Origin of the sequence: Enterobacter cloacae complex sp. S3 (assembly GCF_014930495.1) — a bacterium.
GTDB classification, from domain to species: Bacteria; Pseudomonadota; Gammaproteobacteria; order Enterobacterales; family Enterobacteriaceae; genus Enterobacter; species Enterobacter asburiae_B.
In genome coordinates this window covers 76,169-101,862 of record NZ_JADBRD010000006.1, presented here as the reverse complement: position 1 = coordinate 101,862, position 25,694 = coordinate 76,169, and the positions used below count along the sequence as shown (strand labels likewise).

General features: G+C 57.2%; 19 protein-coding genes and 1 riboswitch. Of the genes, 7 read left to right on the top strand and 12 right to left on the bottom strand.

Translation table 11 applies throughout. The annotated features are described in order from the left end of the window. Window positions 1-254: 254 nt before the first annotated feature. On the bottom strand, window positions 255-1,106 hold the full coding sequence (gene murI, locus IM317_RS02075) for a glutamate racemase (protein WP_023309660.1): 852 nt from the start codon (window positions 1,104-1,106) through the stop codon (window positions 255-257). Then, window positions 1,051-2,898: a TonB-dependent vitamin B12 receptor BtuB gene (gene btuB / locus IM317_RS02070; protein WP_033146921.1), complete on the bottom strand. Its 1,848-nt coding sequence runs from the start codon at window positions 2,896-2,898 to the stop codon at window positions 1,051-1,053. The genes murI and btuB overlap by 56 nt, the downstream gene beginning before the upstream one ends. Before the next feature lie 65 nt (window positions 2,899-2,963). Further along, a riboswitch (cobalamin riboswitch) is annotated at window positions 2,964-3,140 on the bottom strand. Between the two features lie 104 nt (window positions 3,141-3,244). On the opposite strand from btuB, the gene trmA reads away from it, so the two are divergent. Then, a complete protein-coding gene (gene trmA / locus IM317_RS02065) occupies window positions 3,245-4,345 on the top strand; it encodes a tRNA (uridine(54)-C5)-methyltransferase TrmA (protein ID WP_033146922.1) in 1,101 nt (366 codons plus the stop codon). Window positions 4,346-4,424: 79 nt separating this feature from the next. On the opposite strand, the gene IM317_RS02060 is transcribed toward trmA, so the two are convergent. Both IM317_RS02060 and fabR read right to left on the bottom strand, forming a co-directional pair. Beyond that, window positions 4,425-4,784, bottom strand: coding sequence for a YijD family membrane protein (locus tag IM317_RS02060; protein WP_008501783.1), 360 nt, complete (start codon window positions 4,782-4,784; stop codon window positions 4,425-4,427). Between the two features lie 9 nt (window positions 4,785-4,793). Continuing rightward, window positions 4,794-5,432 (bottom strand): HTH-type transcriptional repressor FabR, encoded by a 639-nt coding sequence (gene fabR / locus IM317_RS02055; protein ID WP_008501784.1) that lies wholly within the window; start codon window positions 5,430-5,432, stop codon window positions 4,794-4,796. A gap of 196 nt (window positions 5,433-5,628) precedes the next feature. Between fabR and sthA the strand changes: the two genes are divergently transcribed. Beyond that, window positions 5,629-7,029: a Si-specific NAD(P)(+) transhydrogenase gene (gene sthA / locus IM317_RS02050; protein WP_008501785.1), complete on the top strand. Its 1,401-nt coding sequence runs from the start codon at window positions 5,629-5,631 to the stop codon at window positions 7,027-7,029. On the opposite strand, the gene oxyR is transcribed toward sthA, so the two are convergent. The 4 genes from oxyR to argC form a co-directional block, all read right to left on the bottom strand. Beyond that, window positions 7,012-7,929 (bottom strand): DNA-binding transcriptional regulator OxyR, encoded by a 918-nt coding sequence (gene oxyR, locus IM317_RS02045; protein ID WP_023309664.1) that lies wholly within the window; start codon window positions 7,927-7,929, stop codon window positions 7,012-7,014. The two genes, sthA and oxyR, sit on opposite strands and share 18 nt — an antisense overlap. Before the next feature lie 336 nt (window positions 7,930-8,265). Beyond that, window positions 8,266-9,639 (bottom strand): argininosuccinate lyase, encoded by a 1,374-nt coding sequence (gene argH, locus IM317_RS02040; RefSeq protein WP_033146923.1) that lies wholly within the window; start codon window positions 9,637-9,639, stop codon window positions 8,266-8,268. 78 nt (window positions 9,640-9,717) lie between these two features. Then, the gene (argB, locus tag IM317_RS02035; protein WP_120785294.1) at window positions 9,718-10,494 is read right to left on the bottom strand and encodes an acetylglutamate kinase; all 777 of its coding nucleotides are present in this window, start codon (window positions 10,492-10,494) and stop codon (window positions 9,718-9,720) included. A gap of 6 nt (window positions 10,495-10,500) precedes the next feature. Continuing rightward, window positions 10,501-11,505 carry an N-acetyl-gamma-glutamyl-phosphate reductase gene (gene argC, locus IM317_RS02030; protein ID WP_033146925.1) on the bottom strand — a complete coding sequence of 335 codons (1,005 nt, stop codon included), beginning with the start codon at window positions 11,503-11,505 and terminating at the stop codon, window positions 10,501-10,503. 88 nt (window positions 11,506-11,593) lie between these two features. Between argC and argE the strand changes: the two genes are divergently transcribed. The 5 genes from argE to IM317_RS02005 all read left to right on the top strand — a co-directional run bounded on the left by argE (window position 11,594) and on the right by IM317_RS02005 (window position 18,434). Beyond that, window positions 11,594-12,745, top strand: coding sequence for an acetylornithine deacetylase (gene argE, locus IM317_RS02025; RefSeq protein WP_008501790.1), 1,152 nt, complete (start codon window positions 11,594-11,596; stop codon window positions 12,743-12,745). 271 nt (window positions 12,746-13,016) lie between these two features. Next, window positions 13,017-15,668: a phosphoenolpyruvate carboxylase gene (ppc, locus tag IM317_RS02020; RefSeq protein ID WP_033146926.1), complete on the top strand. Its 2,652-nt coding sequence runs from the start codon at window positions 13,017-13,019 to the stop codon at window positions 15,666-15,668. Between the two features lie 94 nt (window positions 15,669-15,762). Then, the gene (locus tag IM317_RS02015) at window positions 15,763-16,527 is read left to right on the top strand and encodes an AraC family transcriptional regulator (protein WP_033146927.1); all 765 of its coding nucleotides are present in this window, start codon (window positions 15,763-15,765) and stop codon (window positions 16,525-16,527) included. A 128-nt stretch (window positions 16,528-16,655) separates the two neighbouring features. Then, the gene (gene fsa / locus IM317_RS02010) at window positions 16,656-17,318 is read left to right on the top strand and encodes a fructose-6-phosphate aldolase (RefSeq protein WP_033146928.1); all 663 of its coding nucleotides are present in this window, start codon (window positions 16,656-16,658) and stop codon (window positions 17,316-17,318) included. A gap of 12 nt (window positions 17,319-17,330) precedes the next feature. Beyond that, window positions 17,331-18,434 carry a glycerol dehydrogenase gene (locus IM317_RS02005; protein WP_033146929.1) on the top strand — a complete coding sequence of 368 codons (1,104 nt, stop codon included), beginning with the start codon at window positions 17,331-17,333 and terminating at the stop codon, window positions 18,432-18,434. 83 nt (window positions 18,435-18,517) lie between these two features. On the opposite strand, the gene katG is transcribed toward IM317_RS02005, so the two are convergent. The 4 genes from katG to metB form a co-directional block, all read right to left on the bottom strand. Further along, complete coding sequence (katG, locus tag IM317_RS02000) at window positions 18,518-20,698, bottom strand: catalase/peroxidase HPI (RefSeq protein WP_033146930.1); 2,181 nt, start codon at window positions 20,696-20,698, stop codon at window positions 18,518-18,520. Between the two features lie 147 nt (window positions 20,699-20,845). After that, on the bottom strand, window positions 20,846-21,733 hold the full coding sequence (gene metF, locus IM317_RS01995) for a methylenetetrahydrofolate reductase (protein WP_033146931.1): 888 nt from the start codon (window positions 21,731-21,733) through the stop codon (window positions 20,846-20,848). Window positions 21,734-21,959: 226 nt separating this feature from the next. After that, complete coding sequence (locus tag IM317_RS01990; protein ID WP_033146932.1) at window positions 21,960-24,392, bottom strand: bifunctional aspartate kinase/homoserine dehydrogenase II; 2,433 nt, start codon at window positions 24,390-24,392, stop codon at window positions 21,960-21,962. A 2-nt stretch (window positions 24,393-24,394) separates the two neighbouring features. Beyond that, a complete protein-coding gene (metB, locus tag IM317_RS01985; RefSeq protein WP_033146933.1) occupies window positions 24,395-25,555 on the bottom strand; it encodes a cystathionine gamma-synthase in 1,161 nt (386 codons plus the stop codon). Window positions 25,556-25,694: the final 139 nt, after the last annotated feature.

The window sequence follows — 25,694 nt, the reverse complement described above, 5'->3', positions numbered from 1 at the left end:
TAAATTGTTAAAGAGCAGTGCAACGCGGCTTTCGCTCACCGTTGCGAGGTCCCGTATATTACGTTTTCCTCATTCAGAGTCAAGCGATTATTTTTGCTTTTCTCTGCCGGCGTTCATCTCTGAACCCCGCTAACCCGGCGGCCTGTAAGCCGTTGTTCCGTGTCAGTGGAGGCGCATTATAGGGAGTTCTCAGACGTTGACAACCCCTCTTTTAAAAAAAACTTTCAACCGTCTCTTTTTTGCTCAAAACCGTGCTACAGCGCCAGTTTTTCGAGCGTTTCAAAGCCATAACGGCGTAAAACGGGTAAAAGTTGCTCAGTCTCTTTCGTGATGGCCATACAAAACGCGATATTCGCATCGGTAGATTTCGCATCCGGCGCTTCATGCTCCAGCAGCCAGGCCGTACGACGGGCGATAGCCGCACCGGAATCCACCAGGCGCGTCCCCTCCGGCAATACCTCTAATAGCTCTTCCTGTAATAGCGGGAAGTGGGTGCAGCCCAGCACAACGGTATCCGGGGGTTCAGGCATGCGCAGCCACGGACGGAGAATACGACGCAGCTCGTCGAGTGATACCGCCTTTCCATGCAGCTTCGCTTCAGCCATCTCCACCAGCTCAGCCGAACCCAGCATCGCAATCTGGCATTCGTTGGCAAAACGGTCGATCAGCTCGCGGGTATAAGGACGCTTTACCGTGCCTCGCGTTGCCAGCAGACCCACAATGCCGTTCGCCGTCAGGCGCGCGGCTGGCTTTATTGCAGGAACGACGCCCACAACCGGGAACTGGAATTTTTCACGCAGGGCGGGAAGAGAAACGGTGCTCGCCGTATTACAGGCGATGACGGCCAGCGCAAGGGGATAGCGCTTTTGTACCGCGGTGACGATTTCAACCACACGCTCAACAATAAAATCTTCGCTCTTTTCCCCATACGGGAAAGCGACGTTATCGAAGGCGTAGATGTAATGGAGATCCGGCAGGAGATGCCGAATCTCATCATAGACCGAAAGCCCACCGACGCCGGAATCAAACACCAGCACGGTGGGACGCGGATTAGAAGGTGTAGCTGCCAGACAAGGTGTATTCCCGTCCTGCAGTTTGGTAGCCATAAACTGTCTCGTAATCTTTATCGAACAGGTTGGCTATTTTACCACGAACTGTGAGATGTGAGGTGACAGGATACGAAACTGCGACATCCCACAGGCTGACACCGCCCATTTTTACTTTCTCAGACGGATAAGCACCAAAGTCAGTGTCGTAACGCGTACCGAGATAGTGATAAGTCAGGCTCCAGTCGAAATCATAGATGTGCGTGTCGAGCTGATATTTCACCTGCTGCTTAGCACGACGGTCCAGAAGTTCGTTGGTTGCGGCATTGCGGGCATCCACATAGTCGTAGCCTACAGTATGCGTCAACGGACCCGTATCAAACGATGCTGTCGCTTCCACACCTTTAATGCGCGCTTTACCAACGTTGTAATATTGCTGAAGGTTATTATCGAAGTCGATGAGATTATCGACGTCATTACGGTAGCCGGAAACGCGCCAGCTCACGCCGGCCGTCAGGCCTTCAAACGCACCTTCCCACTGCTTGCTCTCTTCGGGATCAAGATGGTCATTGCCATAGAAACCATAGAGTTGACCCAGATTCGGTGCTTTATAGGCCGTACCATAAGAAGCAACGAAGCGGTAACCCTCCACGAACTCCCAGGCCGCACTACTTTGCCAGGTGCCATGGCGACCGAACTGAGAGTTGTCATCGCTGCGAACCGCTCCTTCCAGAGTGAAGTCACCAAACTGCTGCAACCCGGTCAGGTAAACGCCGGTGTTACGCAGGTCGTAGCCGTTGGTCACGTAGTTTGTACCCGGCTCGGTGCTCTGCTTCTGCCAGTCAACGCCCGCGCCAATGTTTCCATGGCCAACATCAACGGAGTTCAGCCACTGGACGTTGTACTGCTTGATTTCATCCAGTGTGGCTGTCGAATCGTAGCGGCCCAAATTTGGGTCGTAGTTATAGTCCTTGCTGTGACTATAGCTGGTGAGCAGCTGTGAATGGAAGATGTCATCGTTGAAGCGCAATCCTGCATCCCAGGTCTGACTATAGAGCTGGCGGGTATCGACCAGTACGTCAGGGGTAAATGAACTGTAGTAACCGTCGTAGGCAGTACGGTTGCTGTAGCCAAAGCCGCGAACAAATCCGCTCCACTGCTCCGAGAATGCGTGATCCAGTGCACCATAGAGCGTTTTATTCATAAAGCCGTCGCGATCGGTCTGGGCAAGGCCACCATTGTTGCCGTCCGCAACCACATCAAACCCTTTGGTATAGGTGTAATCACCCGCAAGCGTGACGCGCGTGCTGTCGCCCAATGTTTGCTGAGTACTGCCGCCATAATTCTGGTAACCATGCGACCCTACACCTGCATTCAGCGTGGTACCGTCCTTCGCGCGAGTGGTAATAATGTTTACGACTCCGCCAATCGCGTCCGAGCCGTATACCGCCGAACGCGGTCCACGAACATATTCGATACGCTGCACCAGGGAGATCGGGAACTGGCTGAGATCGGACGACCCCGTAACGCCCGCCTGGTTAAGGCGGATCCCATCAACAAGGATCAGGACATGGCTGGAGTTGGTGCCACGTATAAAGAGAGAAGAGAGTTGCCCCATCCCGCCATTTTGCGCCGTATCCACGCCGGGCAGGCGACGCATAACATCCAGGACTGAGGTTGATTGCCAACGGTCAATATCGGCACGCGTAACAACGGAGGTTGCAGCCAGAATAGTTTTTTCAGGTTGTTCAAAACGATTTGCCGTCACCACCAACGAGTCGGCGCTATCCTGCGCCCAGCCCGAAAATGCCGTGACGGACAACGCCGTCAACAGCGATACTTTTTTAATCATTGTTAAAGCATCCACAATATAAGAAGGATGCCGCAGGCCTCATCGATAGCACGCGATGATGAAACCAAATGCGACGTGATCCCGGCAGGTCTTCGGGCTAGGTGGCTATATAAGGATGAAGACTTCCCATTTTCACAGTGTCTACAACACTCATCCCGCCAGACTTTACCGCTGCGCGTCAGCTCCAGATTTACACTGGATTCCCTTTTCACTCTCAGGAGACCGGAAACAGAATGCTACAATTAGACACGTATGGATGTCCAGACAGCTATTGCCCATTAAATCTGGACATCCCCTGAACAATGCCTACAATCCCCGCGTAATTCTTTATCACTCAGGACGCATCATGACCCCAGAACACCTCCCGACAGAACAGTACGACGCGCAGCTGGCAGAGAAAGTCGTCCGCCTGCAAAGTATGATGACGCCTTTCAACGCGCCCGTTCCCGAGGTGTTCCGCTCTCCCGTCAGCCACTACCGCATGCGCGCCGAGTTCCGCATCTGGCACGACGGTGACGACCTGTACCACATCATTTTCGATCAGCAGACGAAATCCCGTATTCGCGTGGACAGCTTTCCGGCGGCGAGCGAGCTCATTAACCAATTGATGACGCTGATGATGGACGGCGTGCGCAACAATCTGGTACTGCGTAACAAGCTGTTCCAGATTGACTACCTGACCACGCAAAGCAATCAGGCGATTGTCTCCCTGCTGTACCACAAAGCGCTCAATGACGAGTGGCGCGAGCAGGCAGAAGCGCTGCGCGATGCGCTGCGCGCGCAGAACATCAACGTTCACCTGATTGGCCGCGCGACAAAAACCAAAATCATGCTGGATCAGGACTACATCGACGAGCGCCTGCCGGTGGCAGGTAAAGAGATGGTGTATCGTCAGGTCGAGAACAGCTTTACCCAGCCAAACGCTGCGATGAACGTGCAGATGCTGGAGTGGGCGCTGAAGGCGACGGAAGGGTCAACGGGCGATCTGCTTGAGCTCTACTGCGGTAACGGCAACTTCTCGCTGGCGCTGGCGCGTAATTTCGATCGCGTTCTGGCAACGGAAATCGCCAAGCCGTCGGTGGCTGCCGCGCAGTACAACATCGCTGCTAACCATATCGATAACGTGCAGATCATTCGTATGGCCGCGGAAGAGTTCACGCAGGCCATGAACGGCGTACGCCAGTTTAACCGCCTGGAAGGGATCGATTTGAAAAGCTACCAGTGTGAGACGATTTTTGTCGACCCGCCGCGCAGTGGCCTGGACAGCGAAACCGAGAAGATGGTGCAGGCGTACCCGCGTATTTTGTACATCTCCTGTAACCCGGAGACGCTGTGCAAGAACCTCGAAACATTAGGCCAGACGCACAAGGTTGAACGTCTGGCGCTGTTCGATCAGTTCCCGTATACGCACCATATGGAGTGCGGCGTTTTACTTACCGCACGGTGATCTGTAGGCCGGATAAGCGTAGCGCCATCCGGCGTTTTTGGCAGGTGGCGCTTCGCTTACCTGCCCTACAAATAATTCATTACTCTGGTAACTGGCTTTTACGGCTACGCATGCGCGAGCCAATCCAGAACACCAGCGCCACAGACAGTACCGCAGGGAAGAAGTTAGAGCCGATATCCGGATACTCCGCGCGAACCACCGTGCTATACAGCAATACGCCCAGAATAAAGCAGGCAGCGGCCAGCCCCGGTAACCCCACCGGCATGGTGCGGTTCAGGTAACGTTGATGCAGGCAGTAAACCGTCAGCACCAGCGCAATAAGCGGGAAAATCGAAAATGGAACAATTGAGCTAAAAATAGCGGCAAACGTACCATTAATGGATAAGCCAGCGATCAATGCCAGCAACAGCGTCCCTTTATCCTGACCTGACTGTTTCATTACTCACCTTCACTCTTCGGTTTGATGTGCCAGTTTCTCTTGTTCACGGCGATACCAGTAGTACGCGCCTTTGGAGATCATCCTGAGCTGCAATACCAGTCGCTCTTCGAGCTGTTTGCGTTGTTCAATGCTGACATCCAGCGCTTCGGCACCCGCGCTGAAAACAATCGTCACCATCGCCTCGGCCTGTGCTTCAGTAAACGCACGCGGCATATGGTTTTCGAGTTCAAGATAGTCGGCAAGTTCCGCGATGAAGTGCTGAATTTCACGCGCGACGGCGGCACGAAACGCCGCCGATGTGCCCGAACGCTCGCGCAGAAGCAGACGAAACGCGTTGGGGTTATTGCCGATAAATTCCATAAAGGTCGATACGGAGGTGCGGATCACGCTGCCCCCTTTGGCGATACGCTGACGCGCCTGGCGCATCAGCTGGCGCAGCATCAGACCGCTCTCGTCGACCATAGTCAGGCCCAGTTCATCCACATCACGGAAATGACGATAGAAGGACGTTGGCGCAATCCCGGCCTCGCGTGCGACTTCGCGCAGGCTCAAACTGGCAAAACTCCGCTCAGCACTCAGTTGACTGAATGCGGCTTCCACCAGCGAACGCCGGGTTTTCTCTTTTTGTTGTGCTCTTACGCCCATCACGATAGTTGAATCCTTCCAAAGGCCTGATGGCACTATACCAGAGAATAAAATTAATCTGTTTGCCTGGCTTTGTGAATGATTGTTTACGTGCGGTTTGTGCTCCACTGCCGGAAAAAAGCACAACGATAATTGGGTTACTCTGCCAATGATGTTATGATTCTGTTGCTTTTATGTATAAGAACAGGTAAGCCTTACCATGCCACATTCCTACGATTACGACGCAATAGTTATTGGTTCCGGCCCCGGCGGCGAAGGTGCTGCTATGGGTCTGGTGAAACAGGGAGCCAGAGTAGCGGTCATCGAGCGCTACCATAATGTCGGCGGCGGTTGCACCCACTGGGGCACCATCCCTTCGAAAGCCCTCCGCCACGCCGTTAGCCGCATTATCGAATTTAACCAGAACCCTCTTTACAGCGACCACTCCCGACTTCTTCGTTCATCCTTTGCTGACATCCTGAATCACGCGGATACCGTTATTAACCAGCAGACACGCATGCGTCAGGGATTTTATGAGCGTAACCACTGTGAAATTTTGCAGGGCAACGCGCATTTTGTGGATGAACACACCCTGGCACTCGAATGCCACGACGGTTCGGTTGAAACCATCACGGCTGAAAAATTTGTGATCGCCTGCGGCTCACGCCCTTACCATCCGGCCGACGTGGACTTCTCGCACCCGCGTGTTTACGACAGCGACTCGATTCTGAGCCTGCACCATGAGCCTCGCCACGTCATTATCTATGGCGCAGGGGTCATTGGTTGCGAATATGCGTCGATCTTCCGCGGAATGGACGTCAAAGTTGACCTGATCAACACTCGTGACCGCCTGCTGGCGTTCCTGGATCAGGAGATGTCGGACTCTCTCTCCTACCACTTCTGGAACAGCGGCGTGGTGATTCGCCACAACGAAGAGTACGAGAAGATCGAAGGCTGCGACGACGGGGTGATCATGCACCTGAAGTCCGGTAAGAAGCTGAAAGCAGACTGTCTGCTGTACGCCAACGGTCGTACCGGCAACACCGATTCACTGCAGCTGGAAAATATCGGGCTTGAAACCGACAGCCGCGGTCAGCTGAAGGTCAACAGCATGTATCAGACCGCCCTGCCGCACGTTTACGCGGTCGGCGACGTGATTGGCTACCCAAGCCTGGCCTCAGCCGCTTACGACCAGGGACGCATCGCCGCACAGGCGCTGGTAAAAGGCGAAGCGACGGCGCACCTGATCGAAGATATTCCGACGGGGATCTATACCATCCCGGAAATCAGTTCAGTCGGGAAAACCGAGCAGCAGCTGACGTCAATGAAGGTGCCTTACGAGGTGGGACGTGCCCAGTTTAAACATCTGGCGCGGGCGCAAATCGTGGGGATGAGCGTGGGAACGCTGAAGATCCTGTTCCATCGCGAAACGAAAGAGATCCTCGGCATTCACTGCTTTGGTGAACGCGCGGCGGAAATCATTCATATCGGCCAGGCGATAATGGAGCAGAAAGGCGGTGGTAACACCATTGAGTACTTCGTTAACACCACCTTTAACTACCCGACCATGGCGGAAGCCTATCGGGTAGCCGCGCTGAACGGCTTAAACCGCCTGTTTTAACGCGCTGTCAAAATGGCCATCCATCGAACCACGGATGGCCTCTGCCAGCTGCTCATAGCGGCTGCGCAGCGGTGAACCCGGACGATACACCAGGCCGATAGTGCGACGCGGCTCCGGCTTAATGCACGGCAGATAAACCACGCCATCACGTTTACGCTCGCGCGGCACGGCCAGCGCAGGCAGCAGCGTAATCCCGCTTCCCGCCGCGACCATATTACGCAGCGTTTCCAGGCTGGTTGCGCGGAAATGGGTATCCTCATCCGCACCCGCTTCGAAGCAGAAGCCCATCGCCTGATCGCGCAGGCAGTGGCCATCTTCCAGCATCAGCAGCTTTTCACCGGCCAGATCGGCCATCGGTACGCGATCGCGGTTCGCCCACGGGTGATCTTCATAGATCGCCAGCATCATCGGCTCATCGAACAGCGGCACTTCAATAAAGGCTTCACTCTCTTTCACCAGCGCCAGAATGGCGCAGTCGAGCTTGCCGCTGTCTAACTGCGCCAGCAGCTGATGGGTTTGCGCTTCATGCAGGTACATTTCGAGTTTCGGGAACGTCTGGTGCAGCATCGGAATGATGTGCGGCAACAGGTACGGGCCAACGGTTGGGATCAGGCCGATATGCAGCGGGCCGGACATCGCCTCCCCCTGCTGGCTTGCCATTTCCTTGAGCACTTTGACCTCGCGCAGCACGGTGCGCGCCTGATCCACCAGCAGCAGACCTGCCTGTGTGAACAGAACCTTACGACTGGTGCGCTCCAGCAGCATCACGCCCAGCTCGTCTTCCAGCTTGCGGATCTGACCGCTCAGCGTGGGCTGGCTGACGTGGCAGGAATCTGCCGCGCGGCGAAAGTGACGATGCTCGGCTAACGCTACCAGGTATTCAAGATCACGAATATTCATTATTCATCCTCCGTCGCCACGATAGTTCATGGCGATAGATAGCATAGCAACGAACGATTATCCCTATCAAGCATTCTGTTGAATAATACACCACATAGACGAGGCGGCACGTGTTTGACCCTTGACGTCCCCGCACCGTCAGCGAGTTTCTCTCAAAACTCGAACAACTAAAGCCAACGTGAACTTTTGCGGACCCCGTGGTCCGCTTTTTTTTGCGTAAAAGAGCCCGGGGATAAAAGCAAAATGGCAACCGAAGTTGCCATTTTTAGTGTTTGCTCCCTCTCCCCGTGGGAGAGGGCCGGGGTGAGGGCACCAGCCCGCACTGTTCAAACCAAATCAAACCAACCGGTTTTTCGCATCCGCTATCGCCTGCGCCACCTGCTTCGGCGACACGCCGCCTTTCGCGGCACGTTTATCCAGACAAGACTGCAGCGCAAGGATCGGATACACATCATCCCCGATAACCGCGCTGAACTTCTGCAGGTCTGCCAGCGCCAGATCTTCCAGTGGTTTACCCTGACGAATGGCTTCCACCACCGCTTCACCCACAATGTGGTGCGCTTCACGGAAAGGTACGCCTTTCGCCACCAGATAATCCGCCAGTTCGGTAGAGTTCGCATAGCCCTGCTGCGCCGCTTCCTGGCAGCGCGGACGTTTCACCTGAATGCCGTCCAGCACCAGGGCGCCCATATGCAGACAGTCCAGCCAGGTGTCGAGCGCGTCGAACAGCCCTTCTTTGTCTTCCTGCATGTCTTTGTTATACGCCAGCGGCAGCCCTTTCAGGGTCATCATCATGCCGGTCAGCGCGCCCTGCACGCGGCCACATTTGCCGCGGATCAGCTCCAGCGCGTCCGGGTTTTTCTTCTGCGGCATCAGGGAGGAGCCTGAGGTCACGCGGTCGGAGAGCTCGACGAAGCCCGCTTCGCCAGAGTTAAAGAAGATCAGGTCTTCGGCAAAGCGCGACAGATGCACCATTCCGATAGACGCATTGGAGAGCAGCTCCAGCACGTGGTCGCGGTCGGACACGCTGTCCAGGCTGTTACGGGTGGCGGAAGCAAAGCCCAGCCAGCCTGCCAGCTGCTCACGGTCGATTTCATACGCCGTACCGGCCAGCGCGCCGCTGCCCAGCGGGCTGACGTCCAGACGCTTCAGGGTATCCTGCAGACGGCTTTCGTCACGCGCCAGCATCTCGACGTAGGCCAGACACCAGTGCGCGAAGGTCACCGGTTGGGCGCGCTGCAGGTGGGTATAACCCGGCATCACCGCGTCCTGGTTGTTCTGCGCGGTCTCCACCAGCGCACTCTGCAGCTGGCGGTTAGCCGCCAGCAGTTCGCCAACGGTATCTTTGCACCACAGCTTCAGATCGGTGGCGACCTGGTCGTTACGACTGCGGCCGGTATGCAGCTTTTTACCCAGCTGGCCGACTTTGTCGATAAGTTTGCCTTCCACCCAGCTGTGAATATCTTCAGCATCGCTTTCGAGGATCTGCTGCGGGTTAAGACGCACCTCTTCCAGCAGATTGTTCAGCGCTTCTTCCAGCTGTAATTGTTCATCTGCGGTCAGTACGCCCACCGTCACCAGCGCCCTGGACCAGGCCACAGAGCCGACAATATCCTGTTCGGCCAGGCGGTAGTCGAAGCGCAAAGAGTCGTTGAACTGTTTGAACCGCTGATCCGCTGCCTGTGTAAAACGCCCACCCCAAAGTGCCATAACATGCTTCCTTAAGTATCTTTGAATTTCATTGCCCGGTGGCGCTGCGCTTACCGGGCCTACAAAACATTAAATCGATTACGCCAGAATACGCGTGCCAATCGGCGTGCCGTTAAACAGCGCCGGCAGTTGTTCCGCGTGACGCCAGGAGGCGATATCCACCGGACGGCCCAGCGTGCGTGCGGCATCCAGCGCGGCGTTCACTTTGACGATCATGCCGTCGGTAATAATGCCCTGGGCAATCAGCTGCTCGGCTTTCTCAGCCGTCATTTCCGCAATGCGCTGGCCTTTGCCGTCCAGAATGCCGCTCACGTCGGAGAGCAGGATCAGATCCGCGCCCAGCGTTGCCGCCAGTGCCGTCGCCGCCTGGTCAGCGTTGACGTTCATCAGCTCGCCCTCTTCGGTCACGCCGATAGAGCTCACCACCGGCAGGAACCCCCCTTCCAGCAGCGTGTTAATCAGCTTAGGTGAACCCGGCTGCGCCAGTCCAACGTGGCCGAGCTCTTCGTCGAGCTGGGTCACTTTTACGCTATCGCCATCGCCCAGACAGAGGCCAACGGATGCGATGTGGTGTTTCTTCGCCCACGCCAGCAGCGTTTTGTTCGCCGTACCCGCCAGCGCACCGGTAATGATGTCAATCTGGTCAGCAGGCGTGACGCGCAGGCCGTTCTTCTTTTTCACCGGCAGGTTGAGCCCTTTCATCAGCTCATCCACCACGCAGCCGCCGCCGTGCACAATCACCAGCGGACGCTGGTGTGATTCGCGATAGTTCACCAGCGCGGTAAACAGACGCTCCAGTGCTTCTTCGCTGTCCAGCAGTACACCACCGAGTTTGATAATTAATGGGTTCATCATCACACCTTAAATAAGAGCCTGCGTTTCCGGGAAACAGAAACGAATATTTGCACACTGCATTGCCTGTGCGGCAGCGCCTTTGAGTAAGTTATCTTCCGCGGCGACCACAATCAGATGCTCGCCCTGCACGGCAAAGCCGATGTCGCAGAACGGCAGGCCGACCACGTTTTTCAGCGCCGGCACGCCTTTATCGTACAGGCGCACCAGCGGTTTATCCGCATACGCCTGCGTGAAGGCCTCGTTCACCTGCTCTTTGGTCACGCCCGGCTTCAGGCGGCAGGTAATGGTTTCGAGGATCCCGCGCGGGAAGCTGCCCAGATGCGGCGTGAAAATGACGTCCGCGCCCAGATGCGTCGTGATTTCAGGGTGATGACGGTGATTAAACACGCCATACGGCTGAAGGCTCACTTCGCAGAAGCTGTTGGAGATAGCGGCCTTGCGTCCTGCACCGCTCACGCCGCTGGTGGCGTTGATCACCGGCCACTGGCTCAGATCCAGCAGGCCTGCGTCGATCAGCGGCTTCAGGGAAAGCTGCGCCGCCGTCGGGTAGCAGCCCGGAACGGCAATCAGGTCCGCTTCTTTCAGTTTATCTGTGCTCCACTCCGCCAGTCCGTACACCGCTTTTTCCAGCAGTTCCGGATGCTGATGGGTGAAGCCGTAATATTTTTCGTAAAACGCACCGTCGTTCACGCGGAACGCGCCGGAAAGGTCGAAGACCACGCAGCCAGCCGCCAGGAACTGCGGCGCCAGGTCGTGGCTGACCTCGTGCGCGGTGGCTAAAAACACCACGTCGACGCCGTCGGTAAACTCGCTGATGTCAGACATGGGCTGCAGCGGCAGATCGACAAGACCCTTAAGCTGCGGATGCAAATCGGAAATTAACTTTCCTGCATCATTGCTTTGCGCTGACACGGTCAAAGCGGTTATGGTCATATGTGGATGGCGATTCACGTAGCTTACAAGCTCTGCGCCCGCATAACCGCTAGCGCCTACAATCAGCGTATTCAACATCGGGTTCCTTTATGCTCAACGTTAATGTATTTTTATTCACATTTATTGCATGAATATTGATACTATCACGACCTAAGGTGTGTCAACAATGAAAATGAACTTACCGCCATTTATCGAGATCTACCGCGCCCTGATTGCCACTCCGTCCATCAGCGCAACGGAAGAAGCGCTGGATCAGAGCAATGAGTCTTTAATCAATCTGCTGGCGGGTTGGTTTAGCGATCTTGGGTTTAACGTTGAGGTTCAGCCCGTTCCCGGAACACGCCACAAATTTAACCTGCTCGCCAGCACCGGAACCGGTGCGGGCGGCCTGCTGCTGGCCGGTCATACCGACACCGTGCCGTTTGACGATGGCCGCTGGACGCGCGATCCGTTCACCCTGACCGAGCACGACAACAAGCTCTATGGCCTGGGCACCGCCGACATGAAAGGCTTCTTCGCCTTTATCCTCGACGCGCTGCGTGACGTGGACGTGACGAAGCTGAAAAAACCGCTCTACATTCTGGCGACCGCCGACGAAGAAACCAGCATGGCGGGCGCGCGCTACTTCTCTGAAAATACGTCGATTCGCCCGGATTGCGCGATCATCGGCGAGCCGACGTCTCTGCAGCCGATCCGCGCGCACAAAGGCCATATCTCTACGGCCGTGCGCGTGCTGGGTCAGTCCGGCCACTCCAGCGACCCGGCGCGCGGCGTGAACGCCATCGAGCTGATGCATGACGCCATCGGCCGCATCATGACCCTGCGCGACGATCTGAAAGAACGCTATCACTATGAGGCGTTCACCGTGCCGTATCCGACGCTGAACCTCGGCAGCCTGCACGGCGGCGATGCCTCCAACCGCATCTGCGCCTGCTGCGAACTGCATATGGACATCCGCCCGCTGCCGGGCATGACGCTGAGCGATCTCGACGGCCTGCTGAATGAAGCGCTGGCTCCGGTGAGCGAGCGCTGGCCGGGCCGCCTGACGGTCTCCGAACTGCATCCGCCGATCCCGGGTTACGAATGCCCGCCGGATCATCAGCTGGTTGAGGTGGTGGAAAAGCTGCTCGGTGAGAAAACCGACGTGGTGAACTACTGCACCGAAGCGCCGTTTATTCAGACGCTTTGCCCTACGCTGGTCCTGGGCCCCGGCTCCATCAACCAGGCCCACCAGCCTGATGAATATCTGGAAACCCGCTTCATCAAGCCAACCCGCGAACTGATTACCCAGGTTGTGCATCACTTCTGCTGGCATTAAAACCGCACCGAAGAGTCCCCTCTCCCAGTGGGAGAGGGTCAGGGTGAGGCCAACAAATCGCATGATCTCCGTCACATTCCCATAAGCATCTCTTATCTGACGCAATGCGAATTAAATTTCGTAAATTGCCCGCATTTATTCGTTTGCTGAACCGTTTTCGCAGCAATTGACGACGGGGGTTTTACGTGGCTTTATAAAGGGAGATGACAAAATAATGTCCAGATGATTTTCGCCTGGGCATAAACAAAAATGATGGGGTGACTGGGTTTTTATGAACGAACAATATTCCGCGTTGCGTAGTAATGTCAGTATGCTCGGCAAAGTGCTTGGAGATACCATCAAAGACGCGTTGGGGGAGAACATCCTCGACCGCGTTGAAACCATCCGCAAGCTGTCTAAATCTTCCCGTGCCGGTAACGAGGCCAGTCGTCAGGAGCTGCTCACCACCTTGCAGAACCTCTCTAACGATGAGCTGCTGCCCGTTGCACGCGCATTCAGCCAGTTCCTGAACCTGGCTAACACCGCTGAGCAATACCACAGCATTTCGCCAAACGGCGAAGCGGCAAGCAACCCGGAAGTCATTGCCCGCACCCTGCGTAAACTGAAAGACCAGCCAGACCTCAACGAAGCCACCATCAAAAAAGCGGTGGAATCGCTTTCGCTGGAGCTGGTGCTGACCGCACACCCCACTGAAATTACCCGTCGCACCCTGATCCACAAAATGGTGGAAGTGAACAACTGTCTGAAGCAGTTGGATAATAAAGATATTGCCGACTACGAACGCAACCAGCTGATGCGCCGTCTGCGCCAGCTGATTGCCCAGTCCTGGCACACCGATGAAATTCGTAAGCATCGTCCAAGCCCGGTCGACGAAGCCAAATGGGGCTTTGCGGTGGTGGAAAACAGCCTGTGGGAAGGGGTGCCTAACTATCTGCGCGAGCTGAACGAACAGCTGGAAGAGAACCTCGGCTACCGCCTGCCGGTCGACTTCGTTCCGGTGCGCTTCACCTCCTGGATGGGCGGCGACCGCGACGGTAACCCGAACGTGACCGCAGAAATCACCCGTCACGTCCTGCTGCTGAGCCGCTGGAAAGCGACCGACCTGTTCCTGAAAGACATTCAGGTGCTGATCTCCGAGCTGTCGATGGTTGAAGCGACGCCTGAACTGCGCGCGCTGGCCGGAGAAGAAGGCGCCAGCGAGCCGTACCGTTTCCTGATGAAGAAACTGCGTGGTCAGCTGATGGCCACTCAGGCCTGGCTGGAAGCGCGTCTGAAAGGTCAGCGCCTGCCAAAACCAGAAGGTCTGCTCAGCCAGAACGAACAGCTCTGGGAGCCGCTGTATGCCTGTTATAAATCACTGCAGGCCTGCGGGATGGGCATCATCGCTAACGGCGAACTGCTCGACACCCTGCGCCGCGTGAAGTGTTTCGGCGTGCCGCTGGTGCGTATCGACGTACGTCAGGAAAGTACCCGTCATACCGAAGCGCTGGGCGAACTGACCCGCTATCTCGGCATCGGCGACTATGAAAGCTGGTCCGAAGCCGACAAACAGGCCTTCCTGATCCGCGAGCTGAACTCGAAGCGCCCTCTGCTGCCGCGCAACTGGGAGCCAAGCAACGAAACCCGCGAAGTGCTCAACACCTGTAAAGCGATCGTGGACGCACCGAAAGGATCGGTGGCCGCCTATGTGATCTCCATGGCGAAGACCCCGTCCGACGTGCTGGGCGTTCACCTTCTGCTGAAAGAAGCGGGAATCGACTACGCCCTGCCGGTCGCCCCGCTGTTTGAGACCCTCGACGACCTGAACAACGCCAACGACGTCATGACCCAGCTGCTGAATATCGACTGGTACCGCGGCTTTATTCAGGGCAAACAGATGGTGATGATTGGCTATTCCGACTCCGCGAAAGATGCGGGCGTGATGGCGGCATCCTGGGCGCAGTATCAGGCGCAGGACGCACTGATCAAAACCTGCGAGAAAGCCGGTATTGAGCTGACCCTGTTCCACGGACGCGGTGGCTCGATTGGCCGTGGCGGCGCACCTGCACACGCAGCGCTGCTTTCACAGCCGCCGGGAAGCCTGAAAGGCGGCCTGCGCGTCACCGAGCAGGGCGAGATGATCCGCTTCAAGTACGGTCTGCCGGAAGTGACCATCAGCAGCCTGTCGCTCTACACCAGCGCGATCCTGGAAGCAAACCTGCTGCCGCCGCCGGAGCCGATAGCATCCTGGTGCCATATCATGGACGAGCTGTCTGATATCTCCTGCGATCTGTACCGCGGCTACGTGCGTGAAAACAAAGATTTCGTTCCTTACTTCCGCTCGGCCACGCCTGAGCAGGAGCTGGGTAAACTGCCGCTGGGCTCACGTCCTGCGAAGCGTCGCCCAACCGGTGGCGTAGAGTCTCTGCGCGCGATACCGTGGATCTTCGCCTGGACGCAGAACCGTTTGATGCTGCCCGCCTGGCTGGGTGCCGGTGCCGCGCTGCAAAAAGTGGTGGAAGACGGTAAACAGAACGAACTGGAAACCATGTGCCGCGACTGGCCGTTCTTCTCTACCCGTCTGGGCATGCTGGAGATGGTCTTCTCGAAAGCTGACCTGTGGCTGGCGGAATACTACGACCAGCGTCTGGTGAAACCAGAGCTGTGGGCGCTGGGTAAAGAGCTGCGCGAACTGCTGGAAGGCGACATCAAAGTGGTACTCGACATCGCCAACGACTCACATCTGATGGCGGACCTGCCGTGGATTGCCGAGTCTATTCAGCTGCGTAACATCTACACCGACCCGCTGAACGTCCTGCAGGCAGAGCTGCTGCACCGTTCGCGTCTGGCGGAAGAAGAAGGTAAAGAGCCGGATCCGCGCGTTGAACAGGCGCTGATGGTGACGATTGCGGGCGTTGCTGCGGGTATGCGTAACACCGGCTAATACTCTATGCCCGGCGGCGCCGCGCTTGCCCGGACCTGTGACTGGTAGGCCGGGTAAGCGTTAGCGCCACCCGGCACATTTCGGTAGTCTTCTCATGCATTCCGATATCACCCGAATTTTGGCAGACCTGGTAAACCGCACGCTACCGCTGGGTCAGATTCATTTCTCAGCGCTGTCTGAACAGCATTCCCGAACATCTCCCTGCCTCGTCATTACCCTTGATGCCCCCTGTGAGGCGATATTTTCATCCTTTGGACACTTAACGCATCCATCGTCTAACGCCCTGAGCATGCATTTCGGTAAGCAGCTGCTGACTATCGAGTTACAGCATGACAATACGCTTGTGCAGCAGCTCCAGGTTGCCCGCCGCGGTCCGCGAACGGGTGCTTTTCTTCTGCAGACGCTAGCCGAATTACAGATGCAGCCGGATGAGCAAGAGACCGCGATACTGGTGGTATTAAGCTTGCTCAGCCACTGCCGGGATCTGCTTGGCAGCGACATCCACACCGCCAGCCGCAGCCGCGCCCTGTTTGAGGCCATTCGCCGCTTCATCGAAGAACATCACGCTTCGGCGTTAACCCGTGAATCCGTCGCGCAGGCGTTCTACGTCTCGCCGAACTACCTTTCCCACCTCTTTCAGAAGATTGGCAACGTGGGGTTCAACGAATACCTGACGCAAACGCGACTCGAACACGCGCGCCAGCTGCTCAAAGGCTACGATCTTAAAATCAAAGATATCGCCGCACGCTGTGGGTTTACAGACAGCAATTACTTCTGCCGTCTCTTTCGCAAGCACACCGAACGCTCTCCTTCCGAATATCGTCGCCAGTATCACAGCGAGCTGACCGCCAAAAAATAGCATTGTGATCGCTCTCGCACTTCGCTAAGGACATTACATTTGTCCAGTATTTGGCAAAATTGGCCTGTATCCGCCCTGCCTGCCCGCGTCTTATCCTTTATTCAACCTTTCTGACTTAAGGAAAAATAATGGAACTGTACCTGGATACCGCCAACGTGGCGGAAGTTGAACGCCTGGCGCGGGTCTTCCCCATTGCGGGGGTCACTACCAATCCGAGCATCGTTGCCGCCAGCCGTGAATCCATCTGGGACGTGCTGCCGCGTCTGCAAAAAGCCATCGGGCCGGAAGGCACGCTGTTTGCTCAAACCATGAGCCGCGATGCCGAAGGGATGGTGGCAGAGGCCAAACGTCTGAGTAACGCCGTCCCGGGCATCGTGGTGAAAATCCCGGTGACGGCTCAGGGGCTCATCGCGATTAAGGCGTTGAAAAAAGAAGGGATAGCCACGCTGGGGACCGCCGTTTACAGCGCGGCACAGGGCCTGCTCGCCGCGCTGGCAGGCGCGAAATATGTCGCGCCGTACGTAAACCGCGTTGACGCGCAGGGCGGTGACGGCATTCGCATGGTCCAGGAGCTGCAATCCCTGCTGGAACTGCACGCGCCGGAAAGCAAAGTGCTGGCCGCCAGCTTCAAAACGCCGCGGCAGGCGCTGGACTGCCTGCTGGCGGGATGCGAGGCAATCACGCTTCCCTTAGACGTAGCGCAACAAATGCTCGGCACGCCAGCGGTAGAGTCAGCCATAGAGAAGTTCGAGCAGGACTGGAAAAACGCGTTTGGTAACCTCAACCTCTAAGGGAGAACTGTTATGGACCGTATCATTCAATCGCCGGGAAAATATATCCAGGGCGCTGATGTGCTTACCCGTCTCGGCGACTATCTGAAACCCCTGGCCAATCGCTGGCTGGTTGTCGGCGATAAATTTGTGCTGGGTTTTGCCGAAGAGACCCTGCGCCAGAGTTTTAAAAAAGCCGAACTGCACGCCGAAATGGCGCCGTTTGGCGGCGAATGTTCGCAAAATGAAATCGATCGGCTGAAAAAGCTGGCAGACAGCGCCGACTGCCTGGCGGTGCTGGGTATCGGCGGTGGTAAAACGCTGGATACCGCTAAAGCGCTGGCCCATTTTATGGACGTGCCGGTCGCTATAGCCCCGACAATCGCCTCCACCGATGCGCCGTGCAGCGCCCTTTCGGTCATTTACACCGACAGCGGTGAGTTCGATCGCTACCTGATGCTGCCGCACAACCCGAACATGGTAATCGTCGATACCAAAGTGGTCGCGGGCGCGCCGGCACGCCTGCTGGCCGCCGGGATTGGCGATGCGCTGGCAACCTGGTTTGAAGCACGCGCCTGCTCGCGCAGCGGCGCGACCACCATGGCGGGAGGCAAATGTACGCAGGCTGCACTCGCGCTGGCCGAGCTGTGCTACAACACGCTGGTTGAAGAGGGTGAAAAAGCCATGCTGGCCGCGGAACAGCATGTGGTTACACCGGCGCTGGAACGCATTATCGAAGCCAACACCTATCTCAGCGGCGTAGGCTTTGAAAGCGGCGGGCTGGCGGCAGCACACGCTATTCATAACGGTATGACGGCGGTACCGGACGCGCACCACTTCTATCACGGCGAAAAAGTGGCGTTTGGCACGCTGACGCAGCTGGTGCTGGAAAACGCGCCGGTAGAAGAAATAGAGACCGTCGCCGCGCTTTGTCACAGCGTTGGGCTGCCGATCACGCTGGCGCAGCTAAACATCAAAGAGGATATTCCGGCCAAAATGCGTTTGATCGCGGAAGCCTCCTGTGCCGAAGGGGAAACTATCCACAACATGCCCGGCGGCGTAACGCCGGATCAGGTGTATGCGGCGCTGCTGGTGGCCGACCAGTATGGGCAGCGGTTCCTGCAGGAGTGGGAGTAAATAGCGTGAATAAAAATCCCCGCAACAGCGGGGATTTTTTTGCCCGTAGGCCGGGTAAGCGTTAACGCCACCCGGCACAACGGTTACTGCAGGTCAAACCGGTCCAGATCCATCACCTTCGCCCATGCGGCAACGAAGTCGCGGACGAACTTCTCGCTGGCATCGCTGCTGGCATAAACCTCTGCCAGCGCGCGCAGGACGGCGTTAGAACCGAAGACCAGATCGGCGCGGGTGGCGGTGTATTTCACTTCACCGCTGGCGCGATCGCTTCCGGCAAACAGTTCATTAGATTCGTCGGTTGCCTTCCACTGGGTGTTCATGTCCAGCAGATTCACGAAGAAATCGTTGCTCAGCACGCCCTCGCGGTCGGTAAACACGCCATTCTTGCTGCCATCAAAGTTTGCACCCAGCACGCGCAGGCCACCGATCAGCACCGTCAGCTCAGGCGCGGTCAGCGTCAGCTGCTGGGCTTTGTCGATCAGCAGTGACTCCGTCGTGGACACATCCACCTGCGCACGGTAGTTGCGGAAGCCGTCGGCAATCGGTTCGAGCAGGTTAAACATCTCGATATCCGTCTGATCCTGACGCGCATCGACGCGGCCCGGGGTGAACGGAACGTTGACGTAAACGCCTGCCGCTTTCGCCGCCTGCTCAACGCCCACCACGCCCGCCAGCACGATGATATCGGCCAGAGAGGCTTTGTTGGTGGTGCGCTGGATAGCTTCCAGAGCCGGCAACGCGCGAACCGCTGCGGCGTTCACATCCCAGTCGCGCTGAGGAGCCAGCGCCAGACGCGCGCCGTTGGCGCCGCCGCGCTTGTCGCCGCCGCGGAAGGTCGACGCTGATGCCCAGGCAACGGAAATCAGTTCGCTCACGGAGAGGCCAGAGGCAGCGATTTCCGCCTTCAGGCTTTCAATGTCTTCTTTCGACGGATTGAACACCGCCTGCGGCAGCGGGTCCTGCCAAATCAGATCTTCTTTCGGCACTTCCGGGCCAAGGTAACGCGATTTTGGCCCCATATCGCGGTGGGTCAGCTTGTACCACGCGCGCGCGAAGGCTTCGTTGAAGGCCTGCGGATCGTTCAGGAAGCGGCGGGAAATTTTCTCGAATTCCGGATCAAAACGCAGCGTCAGGTCGGTGACCAGCATGGTAGGTTTGCGTTTTTTCGACGGGTCGAACGGGTCAGGCATGATTTCCGGAGCATCCACGGCTTCAAACTGAATCGCCCCCGCCGGGCTGCGGGTCTGCACCCATTCGTATTTGAACAGGTTCTCGAAGAAGTAGTTGCTCCACTGGGTCGGGGTTTGCGACCAGATGACTTCCAGACCGGAGGTAATGGCATCTGCGCCAATTCCCGTGCCGTGCGTGCTGGCCCAGCCCAGGCCCTGCGCTTCAATCGGCGAGGCTTCCGGGTCGGTGCCGACGTGCGTGGCTTCACCCGCGCCGTGGGTTTTGCCGAGGGTGTGGCCGCCCGCGATCAGCGCAACGGTCTCTTCGTCGTTCATCCCCATGTTGCCGAAGGTGGCACGAATGGCCGCCGCAGCAGACAGAGGTTCACCGCTGGCGTTTGGCCCTTCCGGGTTCACATAAATCAGGCCCATTTCGGTGGCGGCGAGAGGTCGCTTCGCCAGCGCCTCCGGGTCACGGTGGGTTAGCCAGGCTTTTTCATCACCCCAGTTCACGTCCAGGTCTGGTTCCCAGACGTCTTCACGCCCGGCACCGAAACCAAAGGTACGGAAGCCGGAGTTCTCCAGCGCCACGTTACCCGCGAGGATAAACAGGTCGGCCCAGGAAATTTTTTGTCCGTATTTTTGCTTGATGGGCCACAGCAGACGGCGCGCCTTATCCAGGCTCACGTTATCCGGCCAGGAGTTCAGCGGCGCAAAGCGCTGTTGACCGCGGCCTGCGCCACCGCGCCCGTCAACGGAGCGATAGGTACCCGCGCCGTGCCAGGCCATACGGATAAACAGGCCCGCATAGCTGCCCCAGTCGGCAGGCCACCACGGTTGAGAGTCGGTTAAAAGGGCTTTGAGGTCGCCTTTAAGGGCGGAGTAATCAAGTTTGCTGAATTCTTTGCGGTAGTCGAAGTCTTCACCCAGCGGGTTCGAACGATTGGAATGTTGGTTAAGAAGATCGATGCGGAGTTGTTTTGGCCACCAGTCGCGGCTGCCTGTACCTGCCCCCGCGCTGTGATCGACGCCGCCCTGGTGGAACGGGCATTTGCCGACCGATGCCGCTTTATTGGTCTCGTCTGACGTGCTCATCGCTATGCTCCCTTTTACAGTGTTACCGTTACGATATACACCACTAGCAATAAGTTATAGTTGAATTAATCCACAGATTCGATAGCTAATACCTTTTAACTATTCGCGTAACTAAAAAGCCCTCGTAATACGAGGGCTTTGTGCTTATTACGCCGGACGAACGCCCAGCGTATGGCAAATGGCGTAGCTCATCTCCGCACGGTTCAGCGTATAGAAGTGGAAATCTTTCACCCCTTCACGGCTTAAAATTTTCACCATGTCCATCGCGATATTCGCCCCCACCAGCTTGCGGGTTTCCGGGTCGTCGTCCAGCCCTTCGTACATTTTGGACATCCACAGCGGAATGCGGACATTGGTCATATCGGCGAACTTCTTCGCCTGTTTGAAGTTAGAAACCGGCAGAATACCCGGGATAATTTCAACATCGATGCCCGCGGAGACGCAGCGGTCACGGAAACGCAGGTAGCTTTCCACATCAAAGAAGAACTGGGTAATGGCGCGGTTCGCGCCGGCGTCCACTTTACGCCTGAGGTTCAGCAGATCGGCCTGGGCGCTTTTCGCTTCCGGATGCACCTCAGGATAAGCGGCAACGGAGATATCAAAATCAGCCACCTCTTTCAGCAGCGCGACCAGATCGGCGGCATACATGTCCGGCTTACCGCTGCCCGGCGGCAGGTCACCGCGCAGAGCGACGATATGACGAATGCCGTTATTCCAGTAATCCTGAGCGATGGCCCGCAGCTCGTCGCGGGTGGCGTCGATACAGGTGAGATGCGGCGCCGCTTCCAGACCGGTACGATCTTTGATGCCTTTAATGATGCTGTGCGTACGGTCACGCTCGCCGGAGTTAGCACCGTAAGTCACGGAGACGAACTTCGGCTTCAGGCTGCTGAGACGATCGATAGAGCTCCACAGAGTTTGCTCCATTTCACTGGTGCGCGGCGGGAAAAATTCAAAAGAGACGTTAATCTGGCCGTTTACTTCGGCCAGGCTCTGATTCAGTGCTTCCCGCTGGTTGGCGTGAAAAAAGCTCATACCTTACCTCTATCAATCGCATGTCGTTATTTGTTGTGTTGTGAACTTCTATACGTTTAGACGTCCAGATGTAAAAATGACGGAAAAGCGGAGGGACGTCAACATAAATAATCAACAATAACGGTGAGGTTTGCTCAGGGAATATGAGGGAAATTCAGGATGAGGGTGAGTGCGGTCTGATGCCCTCACCCTAACCCTCTCCCACAGGGAGAGGGAAATTCAGGATTTACAGCAGCTTAGCCAGACGGTTGATGTCGGACTGAATGGCTCCAGCGGTGACATCGCGTCCCGCGCCAGGGCCGCGGATCACCAGCGGGTTATCGCGATACCAGCGGCTTTCGATGGCGAAGACGTTATCGCACGGCAGCAGCGCCGCCAGCGGATGTTCAGGACGCACCGCCTCGACGCCGACTCGCGCTTTTCCGTTGGCCTCGAAACGCGCCACATAGCGCAGTACCAGCCCCATCTCGTTCGCCGCTTCCAGACGCTGTACCATCTGCTCGTTAAGCTCTTCACCATTTTCAAAGAAATGATCCACAGAACCTTCTTCACAGCCGGCAGGCACCAGCGATTCGACGCGTACGGAATCCGGTTCGATGTCGTAACCGGCTTCACGCGCCAGGATCACCAGCTTACGCATCACGTCTTTTCCGGAAAGGTCAACGCGCGGATCGGGTTCGGTTAAGCCCTGCTGCCACGCCTGATCCACCAGGTCAGTGAACGGTACGGTGCCGTCGAACTGCAGGAAAAGCCAGGAGAGCGTGCCGGAGAAGATACCGCTCAGCGCCAGAATGCTGTCGCCGCTTTCAATCAGGTCACGCACGGTGTGGTTAACCGGCAGGCCAGCCCCAACGGTGGCGTTATAGAGCCAGTGGCGCCCCGTTTTTTCAAACGCGTCGTGGATCTGGCGGTATTTATCGGTGCTGCTCGCCCCCGCCAGCTTGTTCGCACTGATAACGTGGAAACCGTGGCTGGCGAAATCCAGATACTGATCCGCAAGCTGTTCGCTTGCGGTAACGTCCAGCACCACCAGATCGTCATACGGGTGCGCACGCATCCACAGGAACAGCGACTCTTCATCCTGCTCAACCGCTTCATCATTAAAGAAGGCAAGCGCGCGGCTGGCGTCCAGCCCTTCGTAGTTCAGCAGGCTGCGGCGGCTGTCCACCACGCCCGCAAGAATGAATTCGAATCCGGTACGCGCCGAGAGCGTCACCTGTTCGCGGGCAAACAGCTCCAGCCAGCGGGAACCGATGTTGCCTTTCCCGAACAGCACCAGACCGATGCGCTTTTCCGCGCGGAACAGGGAGGTGTGCAGGCCCTGAATCAGGCTCTCGGTTGGGCCTTTGCGCAGGACGGCGACCAGGCTGATGCCCTCCTCCGACTGCCAGGTGAACTCCACCGGCTGGCCTTTCAGCTGCTGCCAGAAGCGGTGGCAGTGCAGCGGGTTACGGGTGACGCCCGCGCCCACCATCGCCACCAGCGCCAGCCCCTGACGCAGGCGAAGCTCGCCCGGCAGGCCCGCTTCATCCAGAATTTTCAGCGCGCTGTCCGCCACTTCCGCGGTATAGCAGAACTGCAGCAGCTGACGATCGTTATGCACGCCAACGGCCAGCGGACGCACCTGGGCGCGTTTCAGGATCGTGTCGATATCTTTATGCGCCAGCTTGAAGTCCTGGCCCGCAGGCACCTGAAACTCAATCAGGCAGATGTCGTCGTGGCTGGTGACAATACGCGCCCCGGTACCGGACGCCAGCACGCGCTCAATGCGCGTGGAGCCTTGATCCGGGGTGTAACTGCAGCGCAGCTGGAGGTCGATATCGCTGCCGGAAACCGGCTGCAGCGTGCGCGCGTGCAGTACCGGCGCGGCCAGACGCGCCAGCTCGCTGGCTTCGTCGAGACGCAGCAGCGGCAGCAGGCAGGCATCTTTTACTTTGCGCGGGTCCGCGCTGTACACGCCGGCCACGTCGCTCCAGATGGTGACGCGAGACACGCCCGCCAGGGCACCAATTTGCGTTGCCGAGTAGTCCGAACCGTTACGACCCAGCAGCACGGTTTCGCCCGCGTTGCTGCGGCTGATAAAGCCGGTGACGACAATACGTTTGCCCGGGTGCTGCACCAGCAGCTGTTGCAGTAGCGGGTAGGACAACCCTTCATCCACCTGCGGCTGCGCGGCGCGTTCGGCGCGCAGGAAATCACGCGCGTCGAGCCAGGCCGCTTCCACGCCCAGGTGCTGCAGCACGGCGGCCATCAGGCGCGCGGACCACACTTCACCGTGGCCCACCACTTCGGCATACACCGCGTCGGTAATTCCGCTGTCCAGCAGGGCAGCCAGACGCTCAAGGTCATGCGTAAAGGCGCTGATCAGCCCGTCCGCCACGTCCGCAGGCAGCAGGCCGGCAATCAGCTCGCTCTGGTAACGGCGTAAGGACTGTTGCACCTGATGCGCAGAAAGGCGATCGGTCTGGCTCAGTTTCAGCCAGCTAATCAACTGGTTGGTGGTGCTGCCCGCCGCCGAGACAACCATCATGTCACCCGGCTGTGAATATTCCGTCATGATCCCTGCAACGCGCAGGTAACATTTCACATCAGCAAGACTACTACCACCAAACTTGTGCAGTTGACGACCCTTCGCCCCTGCCTGCGCTATCACACTCATGATTACCCCTTGGCTGCGATCCGGAAGGCATTTTCCAGATCGGCAATTAAATCTTCAGAATCTTCAATGCCGGTTGAGATACGCAGCAGCGTCTCAGAAATTCCGGCGGCGGCACGAGCTTCCGGTGCCATACCTGCGTGCGTCATGGTCGCGGCGTGGGAGATCAAGCTTTCAACCCCACCTAAGGATTCCGCCAGCGTAAACAATGACAGCCCGCTCAGGAAGCGACGCAGCGTTTGCTCGTCACCGTCCAGTTCAAAACTTAACATCGCGCCAAACCCTTTCTGCTGACGCGCGGCAATCTCGTGCCCCTGATTTTCCGGCAGCGACGGGTGATAAAGCTTTTTCACCAGCGGCTGGGTTTTCAGGAAATCGACAATCGCCTGGGCATTGCGCTGCGCTACGTCCATGCGCGGCGACAGCGTGCGGATGCCGCGCAACAGCAGATAGCTGTCGAAGGCCCCCGCGGTGACGCCAATATTATTGGCCCACCATGCCAGTTCGGTGACAACGTCGGGATCTTTGGCAATCACCACGCCCGCCACCACATCAGAATGGCCGTTCAGATATTTAGTGCATGAATGTAATACCAGATCGGCACCCAGTGCGAGTGGGTTCTGAAGGGCCGGACTGAGGAACGTATTATCCACTACACTTATCGCTCCCGCATCCCTTGCGAGCTGACAAATTTTCGCAATATCGACAACGCGCAACAATGGATTGCTTGGACTTTCCACCAGAACCAGCTTCGGTTTCTCTGCCAGGGCCTGTTTCAGCGCCTGTTCGTCGTTTTGATCGACAAACAGCACGCGATAGCAGCCGCGTTTCGCCAGGCTGTCAAACAGGCGATAGCTGCCGCCGTAGCAGTCGTGCGGCGCGACCAGCAGATCGCCCGGTTTCAGGAACACCGTGGTCACCAGGTGAATGGCGGACATCCCCGTATTGGTTAATACTGCACCTGCGCCACCTTCCAGCTCGGCCAGCGCGCGCTGGGTCACGTCACGCGTAGGGTTGCCACGACGCGAATAATCATGCGCGCGGGGTTCATTAAATCCGGTGAAATTATAGGTACTGGAAAGATGAATCGGCGGGACAACGCAGCCGTACTGCTCGTCATCATTTAATCCGCTACGCACTGCAATAGTGGCCTGTTTACGCGTCATGGTGAGGGCTTCCTGGCGAATGAGGTGAAAAGTCAGGCACCAGAGTAAACACTGAAAGTATGGACGTCAATACATCTGGACATCTAAACTTCTTTGCGTATAGATTGAGCAATGCGCAAATAGCCGTTAAAATTATATG